The organism is Bartonella sp. CL100XZDX (assembly GCF_042195375.1).
Lineage (GTDB): Bacteria > Pseudomonadota > Alphaproteobacteria > Rhizobiales > Rhizobiaceae > Bartonella.
Window position 1 is genome coordinate 1 of the sequence record NZ_JBHIOH010000079.1, and the last position, 5,658, is coordinate 5,658.

Sequence of the window (5,658 nt, forward strand, 5' to 3'; positions counted from 1 at the left end):
ATCGGCATCGGGCGCCGTGCCAACAATCCCGATAACGGCAGACTGAACCGCGCGAAGGGGGCGGGTGCCGTCGTCAACCTCGACAACTTCAACACCGTGTAGAAAACCTGTTGCCATACTTTATGCTCCTTTAAATGAGGGGTGAATGAAAATGAATGGGAAAAATGAGAGGTAAAAAGCCGCTCTTGAGAAAGGTTTGTTTTCAACAAGCACTTTCTTTTTATAAATATCTTGACTTGGTCCCAAAATGGTACTAAGATTGATAAAAATCAGGATAAACTTATGAAAATTGTTAAAATCTCCACACTTCAAACTTTTTGGGCTCGATATCCTGATGCTGAACAACCGTTAAAAGCATGGGTAGATGAAGCTAAAAATGCGCAGTGGCGTTCTCCTCATGACATTAAAGAGAAGTATAAAAATGCAAGCATATTAAAGAATAATCGTGTTGTTTTTAATATTAGAGGCAATGATTATCGTTTAGTTGTTTCAATCTTTTATCCAGCAGGTTGGCTTTATATAAAATTTATAGGGACACACAAACAGTATGATGCAATTGATGCTAATACTGTAGAACTAAAGGAATTTAAGAAATGAATATCAAACCACTTCGCACTGAAAGAGATTATCAAGAAGCTTTAGAAATTGTGTCTGCAATGTTTGACAATCAACCTAAAGAGAATACTCCAGAATTTGATCAAATGGAGGTTCTTGTGTTGTTGATTGAAGCGTATGAAGCAGAACACTATCCTGTTTCTCCTCCTCACCCGATTGAAGCTATTAAATTTAGAATGGAACAAATGAACTTAAGTGCTAAAGATCTCGTTCCTGCGATTGGTCATTTAAATCGTGTTTATGAAATCTTGAGTGGTAAAAGAAAATTAACACTGCGCATGATTAAAAACTTGCACCAACAGTTCAATATTCCACTAGAAAGTCTGATAGCTTAGGTTTTATACTAATTTATTTTTTTTGAAAGATTTTTAAGGGGTTTCAAAAGGTCTTCAAAGATCGTTTAAAGACCCTTTAATATGTATTATTTCTCGTTTTAGAAATCGCAATTTGAGATGATCAGCTCTTGAGCCGGCATTGGATTATTTGAACCACATGTATAAGATGTATTCACTTCTTTTAGTTTAAATTGGCTAAAGGTTTTTCGGATCTCTGGCACATCATTGAGAGACAGAACAAACTTTCCCTTTAATTGTGCAAGCAGTGTGGACATCGTCTGGTAATCCTCTCGCTTAAACAAATCCTTGCCATAGCAATTCTCAACGCCCCAATAAGGTGGATCAAGGTAAAACAAGGTCGTTGGCCGGTCATAACGCCTGATAAAATCAAACCAATCTAAATGTTCAATAGTGACACCTGATAAACGCCGGTAAATAAGCTTTAATAAGGCTTCAAGTTTGAAAGAATTAAACCGTGCACCACGGTGTGGATCAACTCCAAATGTCCGCTTTGCTACCTGCCCAGCAAAACTCAACCGCTGCAGATATAAAAACCGCAAAGCTCGCTCTAAATCCGTAAGCGTCTTTGGATCTTGTAGAGCGAAATGCTGGAACGCCTCACGGCTGCTTACTTGGAACTCCAACAGATCTATAAAAGGGTGATAATGGCGTTGCAACACCCGAAAAAAATTCACCACATCGCCTGAGCGATCATTGATGACTTCATATAAGGGAATCAATTTCCGCCTAAAGAATATTCCTCCCATGCCAACAAAAGGTTCGGCATAAGTGCGATGGGAAATGCCTTCAATGATTTTGATAATGGTTTTTGCCAACTTGATTTTGCCACCAACATAAGCGGCAGCTGGTTCTATAGGATCAATAGATTTTAATTTTTCTTTACAAAGTGTATCCATCATTTTTTAACACTCTTTCATCTATAGTAGCCATCTTCTCACTGTTTCCAAGTGATAAGAAGTGGCTGCGATGTTGAGTTGAGTTGCATCGGACGGGTTGGTCTCTAAACTTCTCCCGTTGGCTGGACTACCAGCCCAGCCTCTATTTTTTTTCTTTCTTTGGTTTGGAGTTTCTAGGATAATTCCTGTGATATATCTGCTTGATTTCTCATAGCGATAGGTTATCAGAGCGGCTTGCCAAGAGCCGTTGATCTCTTTACAAAATTTTTGAAGTAGAAGAGGGAATTAGCCATGATTTCGGGGCATCTCTCTAGAGATAAAGAATGACTTCACTACAGTGCAGCAGAGACTATTCACTTCTATTGTCATTTTGCTCTCCAAATTAATGAAGAGACCATAACAATCATCTCACTCTCTCATAAGACTGACACTGTCAATCAAAAAGCTCTTTAAAGGGCTTAAAATCATACAAGCCAGCTTATACAACAGCTATCCATTTGACTTGTGCTATCTTTGGTTATGTAATTAATCTTTCCATAACCTTATAAGGACAGCACCATCAGCTCCAGCACCGCTTGGAGAGGAATCTCCATGAGAGCCAGCACCACCTCCACCAAAACCGCCCCCTCCTTTTCCTGAAGCACGAGAACCTTTTCCTGTTCCTCCAGGGCCACCCCTTGATGTATCGCCTCCAGCATCACCGCCATTACCGCTTATCTTGCCAGTAATTCCACTCGTTCCAGCATAACCATTTCCGCCTTTGGCAATTCCTAGATGTGCGTCTGTTGCTAAACCAAAATTTCCTCCAATGCCCCCAGCACCACCAATGCCTGAATAGTAATAAGTATTTCCCCTTGATGTATTATAATAAGCCCCCCCTCCACCATTTCCTCCTTTAGCGGTAATAAAATTTTTGCCAACGGTCGTTGTTCCTCCAGAATTACCTGTTGCACGGAGTGATGCAACAGAAGTTCCACCCTTACCAATTGTGATATCTTCATGACCATTTAAACTGGCTTTATAGCCATACCAGACTGAACAACCGCCACCGCCGCCACCTCCTCCTAATCTTGGCGTATCTGCTCCGCCACCACTACCACCGCCACCCCATGCTTGGATTTCTAACCTAGTTTGGTCTGTTACCCAATCGGGCCATTCAATTTTCCCATCTTGCGTATACAGCAATTCAGCATCGGCAATAATGAGTTTATTAATCAAATCTTTTTTGATTTTTTTAATTTCCTGCTTGAGAATATCTATTTCTGATTTCGTATAAACAAGATCACCATCCACTTTCAGTGGTCCTTTAAGCGAGCTTCCGGTTGTGCTTAGACTGCTAACGACTTTGTTGTTATGGATAAGGTTAAACGACGAATTACCCAACAGTTCTAAGTCACCACTCATAGTGACTTTGCTGGTAAATTTATTGTAATTTTTCCATTCATTTGGGCTTGTGAGATGTCCATAGCTTGTGAGATCTTCATTGATCTTGGCTCTAAATTTATCGAGCCCCACAATATCTTCAATCTTATGTTGATGTGTGCCTAATAGAGAGACAGCACTGCCAAAGGTGAAGTTATTATTGCTTGATTTATAGAGAACATAATTATTTGCGGCATCTTTTGCGCCTTCGATATCGCTTAAATCAGCAAATGAGAAGGTTTTATCGGCTGCCATTTTGCCATTGAGAGCGCTTTCTAGATTTGTGATTTCGCTTATGGTATGCGTGTGTTTTGAAGGTGCTTTTTCGTTTACCTTCTCCTCAACAGCCAAAAGAGCTTGATCAATTTTGGTCAAGTTTTCCCGCAAGATTGGGAATTCAGAACTGATAAAGCGTCCTTCTTTAGGCAATTCCATGTCGAGTTTTTTGGTTTTGGTCATCTCTCATTTTCCCCTCATAATATACCGGCGCCAAAATCGCTCACCATTGACCGTGCCGCCGGTCCACCGGTAAGCGTGAGTTTTAAGCGCGCTTGTTTGGCGCCTTTGTCACCACTGATAAATTTTTGCTCTGTCCAAAGCGGTTCAGCGAGTTGCTCTGTTTCCTCTAATTTCAAAGGGGTANACCACTGATAAATTTTTGCTCTGTCCAAAGCGGTTCAGCGAGTTGCTCTGTTTCCTCTAATTTCAAAGGGGTAAAAGCACCATCATCCAGTTGCATCTCGAGTGTAAAGGTTGCACCGCCCGGTAAAAATGTTTTGATATAGCTGGTTAACCTTGCCTTTTCCCCAAAGGCAAAAGCACGGGTGACATAAGTGGCTTCCTTATGAATCTTCCCCGCAATCAATTGAACAGGGGCAAACAAAACAGGTGAGAGCTTCTCTGTCCCTTTGAGAATGGCGCGAAGCTTTACCTTTTCACTGATATATTCAGTAAGGCTTAGCAATTGAAAGGGTAGGAGTTGATAAACCGTGCCGTTATTTCTTTCAATTTCAAAGATGACAGAACAATCGCTTGAAGGCAATTCAATGGCTGCGCGTATTTGCAAATCAGAGCAGTCCACAAGGTCAAAAGTGCCTAAGTCTACGACTTTTTCTGTTTGTGTGTAGCGGGCTGCCAACACACGAAAGGCTAAAGCCTCATCTTGATGGGCGGTCCATGTCTGCGCATTGACAGAAGAAAAGCGTGGTCCCGTTACATAAGGATGACTTGAAACAAATCTTTGGTGTTCTGCATCAAAATCTCCAAGCTTTGCTAGTGAAACGGCATGATCAGCATCATCGGTTTTAATGACAAAGGCGGTGAGACGGTCATTAGGGACTAACAAAGGGACATCATAGCGTGCCTCTGCCCACCCTAGCTTTGCGCCCTTCATAGAATAAAAGCTTTGTGCTTGAATATCGGCGGTCGGATAACCGTTTTCTGTAGTGACCAAATCAATCACCAAATCATGGTTCTCATTACCGATTTTGCAAAGATGAAAGTCAATACCGGTGATTTGCCGTGTTTCATCGGGGGTAAAGACTTGCGCTTGTGGGTCAAATTGCATCCATATTTTCACAGTGGTGGTGCGCCGCATCACTTTCACATCAATCACGCCTTGACCGGTAAAAAGCCCCGTTGCAATGGTTCCACCTTTCCCCCGTGCCACAACATTTTTTGTGCCAGCGGTGATGTTTTTAGGAATGGTAAAGCTTCCTTCAAGGGTGCCCTTGCTATCGGCAACAAGGCGGCTCGCTGGCAAAACATTCACACCATCAAAGATGAGGCTTGCTAATTGTTCTAACTTGCCAAAACCTTCAATTTTAAAGTGAAGAGTAATTTGTCTTAAAAAGTCGGTTTGTTCTTGATGTGCATTGACCAAGTCATCACGCACTTCTGTGTTACGGATAGTTCTGCCGCGATGTTTTCCCATAATGATTTGATTGGTGATACCCGAGAGCCAATCGGTGCGCTGTTCATGCCAGAAGTCTGTCGCGGGTTCAAGGGTTACTGTACCAGGCAGGGGTGCAAAATTTTGATAAGGATTGATTTTTTCGCAAGCCGTTGTCAACTCTTGCGCAATGATCACTTCATTTGTCCAGTCAAGGGTGACAGGCGCTGTAAGATTAGCGATGTAAAAGGTTGGGTCAATGGCAAGCTGTAAAATGCCGTTGCCTACAGCACCTGTTTGTTGAAAGCCTTCATCTCTGTAACTATCATCAAGAAAAGGGTCTGCAAACATGCCCTTTTTGGCAACAGGTTCTTTAGAGTCAACATTGCTTTTAATACGCTCTAATTGCATGAGACGGTCAAGGGAGAGCACCCGTTGAAAATAGCGCCACATCTCATCATAGGGGGCAACCCGTGTG

At 42.0% G+C, this 5,658-nt stretch carries 4 protein-coding genes and 2 pseudogenes; 2 read left to right on the top strand and 4 right to left on the bottom strand.

Annotation, left to right across the window (positions count from 1 at the left end; all coding sequences use genetic code 11):
- Positions 1 to 117, bottom strand: a pseudogene (locus ACFILU_RS08760) (phage tail protein); the annotation flags it as partial.
- A gap of 165 nt (positions 118 to 282) precedes the next feature.
- Here ACFILU_RS08760 and ACFILU_RS08765 point away from each other — a divergent pair.
- Positions 283 to 597, top strand: a complete 315-nt coding sequence (locus ACFILU_RS08765) for a type II toxin-antitoxin system HigB family toxin (RefSeq protein ID WP_317993618.1) — start codon at positions 283 to 285, stop codon at positions 595 to 597.
- Positions 594 to 950: a type II toxin-antitoxin system HigA family antitoxin gene (locus ACFILU_RS08770; RefSeq protein WP_156851753.1), complete on the top strand. Its 357-nt coding sequence runs from the start codon at positions 594 to 596 to the stop codon at positions 948 to 950. Before ACFILU_RS08765 ends, ACFILU_RS08770 begins: the two co-directional genes overlap by 4 nt.
- 98 nt (positions 951 to 1,048) lie before the next feature.
- Here ACFILU_RS08770 and ACFILU_RS08775 read toward each other — a convergent pair whose 3' ends face one another.
- The 3 genes and pseudogenes from ACFILU_RS08775 to ACFILU_RS08785 all read right to left on the bottom strand — a co-directional run.
- Entirely contained in the window at positions 1,049 to 1,867 is an 819-nt protein-coding gene (locus ACFILU_RS08775; RefSeq protein ID WP_375675625.1) for a DNA adenine methylase, read from the bottom strand.
- 525 nt (positions 1,868 to 2,392) lie between these two features.
- Positions 2,393 to 3,748 (bottom strand): Bgr_08870 family protein, encoded by a 1,356-nt coding sequence (locus ACFILU_RS08780; protein WP_375675623.1) that lies wholly within the window; start codon positions 3,746 to 3,748, stop codon positions 2,393 to 2,395.
- A 14-nt stretch (positions 3,749 to 3,762) separates the two neighbouring features.
- Positions 3,763 to 5,658: pseudogene (locus ACFILU_RS08785) on the bottom strand (DUF4815 domain-containing protein); the annotation flags it as partial.

Coding starts and splice junctions, on each gene's coding strand:
- ACFILU_RS08765 (WP_317993618.1), top strand. CDS start 283: ATGAAAATTGTTAAAATCTCCACACTTCAAACTTTTTGGGCTCGATAT.
- ACFILU_RS08770 (WP_156851753.1), top strand. CDS start 594: ATGAATATCAAACCACTTCGCACTGAAAGAGATTATCAAGAAGCTTTA.
- ACFILU_RS08775 (WP_375675625.1), bottom strand. CDS start 1,867: ATGGATACACTTTGTAAAGAAAAATTAAAATCTATTGATCCTATAGAA.
- ACFILU_RS08780 (WP_375675623.1), bottom strand. CDS start 3,748: ATGACCAAAACCAAAAAACTCGACATGGAATTGCCTAAAGAAGGACGC.